The following is a 3,829-nucleotide window of genomic DNA, read 5'->3' on the forward strand; positions in this document are numbered from 1 at the left end:
TGATGTAAGTATAACTAAACAAGTTTTTTCTCAAGCTCGACGAAAGGTTTCACCTAAAGCATTTGTATATCTTCTAGATCAAGTAAATAAATGGTTTTATAAGAACACTCCTTTTAATACATATAGATGATATAGGTTGTTAGCAATTGATGGTACAGTGTTACAATTACATAATAGTGAAAAGTTAAGAAAAAAATTTGGATATATTAAAAACCAAAATTCCAAGATTGCACGTGCTAAAGCTTCTATTTTATATGATGTAGAAAATGATATGATTATAGATTATAAAACTGGAGAGAGAGAACTAGCAGAAGAATTAATAATTAAAATGTGTGCAGAAGGTACATATAATGATTTATTATTATTTGATAGAGGGTATCCCTCTAGAAATTTTATAAATTTTCTTGAAGTAAAACAATTAAAATATTTGATGAGAGTCAGCAATAGATTTTTAAAAGAGGTTATTAATGCTCCTAATCAAGATCAAATTGAGAATTTTACGGGTGAAACACAGATAGCAATAGAACAAGATTTTTATGCTACTATGTATCTTGCAAATATGGTTGCACTAGCGAAAAAAGATGCTAATGAAGCAATTGAAGAAAAATATAAAGATAAAAATCTAACATATGAATATAAAATTAATACTAATGAAAGTTCAAAATAATTTGCATTATTTCGGTATACATAACTCTACGAAGAAAATCTAAATTTCTATAACATTCTAGAATAAGTGTATTCTGTGAAAATATTGAATCATAGCTTTATGACATTGACCCAGAGGGTTTTTGCGAAGGAAGAATGACTGAACTTGCTATCTGGGGTTTCTTGGCGCACCCTTGAGTGCACCTTTCTACCTAAAATGTTCTTATAAGTGTCCATAGCTGAGTTTCAGCCATTATTTTCTTAAGAAATTGAATGACTTTCAATGAAATCATTTAATTCTTTAAGTACTTTCTTATTTATATCATTATTTTCATTTTCAAGTTCATAGTATTTATCTTTATAATTTTCATTTGCACTTTTATATATATAATCAAACAAATTTTCTAAAAAAGTAATTTTCTCTATAGCTTGATTTTTGACTTTATTTATTTCTTCAATGGGTTCATTTCTATCCATATACACTAAAATCAAATTAAAATCATTCTCAATAGAATTTAGACATCTGATTAAAGGAATATTCCATGAAGATGGAAGAACTGCTGTAAGATAAGCCCTATCACTGTACTTTTGAATATATTTAATAACTTCACTATATTTTAAAGTTTTGGTATTTATCAACCTCTTATTATCTCCTTTAAACATAGTATCTAAGTTATAAATATTCCAACTATATAATCCACTTAACTCATTTTTAATATCATTGCTTGTTTTATATTGATAACCAATGGTTATACATACTATACTAATAATAATTACACTTATCAACTTTTTAAATTTCATTATATACTTTTTTATCCTCCTCAATAATTTTAATTATTATTTAACCTTTAATGAAAACCATAAAACTTATTGCAATACATTATATGTATATAACACATCAAATAAACCCTTTCATGTTTAAATTTTACAAAAAATCAAAATGCTATAAGCATTTTATCATTTATATTAATAACTTTTTATTTGATTAAGATATAATATGCTCTTAAAAAGTACTTTTTTATTGCTATTTTACACCAAACTGAAATATATAAGTTCAATTAATGATTTGCACTATAATTTGCAGCACAAACGATCAATAATTTTTTCAGGATACTTATTTATTTCATTAAGAAAAAGATGTACATTTTGTCTTATTTCTTTAACAGAAGAATAGAAAACATTATAAACAACTTTTTCCTTTAACCATTTCCATAGTCCCTCAATTAAATTTAAATTTGGACTATAAGGCGGTAAAAAAATAAGTTCTACGCGATTAGCGTTTTCATTTAAAAAATCCTCTAATAATTTTGCATGATGAATCCTAGCATTATCAAGTACTATAGCAATTTTACCCGTAGGGTATTTATTTACCACCATATTTAGAAATTCTAGAAATACTTTTGCATCATAACACTTTCTTTCAATGCAAAAAATTTCACCTGTTTCGTAGTTCAATGTTCCGATAAGCTTTACGCCTTGATGCTTACCATAAGTAGGAATAATTCTTTGATGACCTTTTTCAAACCATGTACTTTTCAATGCTTGATAATCTCTAATTATTGATTCATCTTGAAATAAAATATGATCTATTTCATTGTTTAATAGTTTTTTTAAAACCTTCAAATGTTTTTTTAAATTTTTCTTGTTTTTCAGGGTCAGCTTTCGCTAACGTATATGTTGGTCTTGTATAACTTAAGCCTAATGCTTTTAAAAGATTTACAGTACCTCCAATAGTATAATCTATACCATATTCTTTTTTTATCCATTTAGCGATTATACCTGCTGTCCAGTTAAATTCAGTTGGAAAATCAACATCCACTGGCAGTTTAGTTAATATTAATTCTTTTAATTGTTGCATTTGTTCTTCTGTTAAACGATTAGGACGCCCTGTAGATTTTCCCATTGCTAGTCCTTCTAAACCCAAAGTACGATATGCTCTTTTATAATTTTTTATTGTACGCGGACTACGTCCAACTATGTTTGCTACCTCAACTATTTTCATATTTGAAAGAAGTAAATATATTGATTGATATCTTTCAAACATTCTTTTATCTGTAGTTGATTTCATTAAATTTAGTGCTTTTTCTCTATCATTATTTTTATTCATCACTCTCATCCTTTGTTATATAATCTAAGATTATTATAATAATAAACTGATTATTGGACAAGAGGGAAAAACTTTAATTGAACTTATATAGTTAGTTATCTTCATTAAAAGCTGAAGATAACTAACTTAACAAAATTTTTACAATTAAGGTAATGGTATATTCTGTATAGTGGCTTGTACGGGATAGTTGACTTGTTCGAATGGAGAATATACCTCAAATGAAAATTGCACTTCAAAATTTCCAGAACCATTGTATTTTACTACAGCATACATGTGATCACCATCATCTAATAAATATTTACCATCAGCTATTTGACAAGATCCTGCATGTTGAGGATATAAATTAATAGGATACTCAGTTGTTTTTTCCCTTTTTATAAAATCTATGGACCATCCATCTGGTAATTTTAATAAAGAACCAATATCAAAACTAACTTTTATAGTATTAGCTCCTTCATTTGTAATTCCACCAACATTTAAATTCTCTAACTCATCTGAATATCCAAAGGTCATTTTACAATTTTTAATTTTTAAAGTAGTTTTATATGACAAAACATTCTGTGAATTACGTTCGTAAACATAACCATAATATTTTTCTATACGCATATTAACATCAGTTCCATTTGAATCAGTAGGATATCTTACAATATTATCAACCCATATATATTCAGTTATGTTTTGACCTTGCCAAATATAATCAGAAGTAATACATTTCTGAACTTTTTTTTCATCCATATTAAGTCCTTTAGGTTCAATTACTTCATTTCCTTTATTAATAGCCACAGGTTTAATTACTTTAGTATACCAAAATAAATCGCTAGCATCAAATAAACTCAACGAATTACAGCTCTAAAGAGCAAAATCTAGTTTGATCTATCTATCAAGCAAAAATTAAATGCCAAATTTTACACTTAATTACATATGATTTTTCAAAAAAAGACTAAGCATATTTTTTTTAATAATTGTTAAAAATTTTTATAATAATCTTTACTTTTTATCACCTCCATAGTACAATTTATATATCATAAATAACGTATTTGTGTACGTTTATTTAAGTAGTTAATATCTTCAATAGTT

General features: G+C 26.2%; 4 protein-coding genes. 1 reads left to right on the plus strand and 3 read right to left on the minus strand.

Annotated elements, in window-relative coordinates; all coding sequences use genetic code 11:
- Positions 1-136: 136 nt before the first annotated feature.
- Entirely contained in the window at positions 137-667 is a 531-nt protein-coding gene (locus CLTEP_RS13575) for a transposase (protein WP_066827577.1), read from the plus strand.
- 239 nt (positions 668-906) lie between these two features.
- Here the strand turns inward: CLTEP_RS13575 and CLTEP_RS13580 are convergent, their stop codons facing one another.
- The 3 genes from CLTEP_RS13580 to CLTEP_RS13595 form a co-directional block, all read right to left on the minus strand.
- Positions 907-1,446, minus strand: coding sequence for a hypothetical protein (locus tag CLTEP_RS13580; protein WP_066827579.1), 540 nt, complete (start codon positions 1,444-1,446; stop codon positions 907-909).
- 270 nt (positions 1,447-1,716) lie between these two features.
- Positions 1,717-2,752 (minus strand): IS630 family transposase gene (locus tag CLTEP_RS14535; RefSeq protein WP_423230736.1). Its coding sequence is split into 2 segments (ribosomal slippage): positions 1,717-2,269 and positions 2,268-2,752, totalling 1,038 coding nucleotides; the frame shifts between segments, so codons are not numbered across the junction.
- 144 nt (positions 2,753-2,896) lie between these two features.
- Positions 2,897-3,589, minus strand: coding sequence for a hypothetical protein (locus CLTEP_RS13595; RefSeq protein ID WP_066827583.1), 693 nt, complete (start codon positions 3,587-3,589; stop codon positions 2,897-2,899).
- Positions 3,590-3,829 lie beyond the last annotated feature (240 nt).

Source organism: Clostridium tepidiprofundi DSM 19306 (assembly GCF_001594005.1).
Classification (GTDB): Bacteria; Bacillota; Clostridia; order Clostridiales; family Clostridiaceae; genus Clostridium_AC; species Clostridium_AC tepidiprofundi.

Coding starts and splice junctions, on each gene's coding strand:
- CLTEP_RS13580 (WP_066827579.1), bottom strand. CDS start 1,446: ATGAAATTTAAAAAGTTGATAAGTGTAATTATTATTAGTATAGTATGT.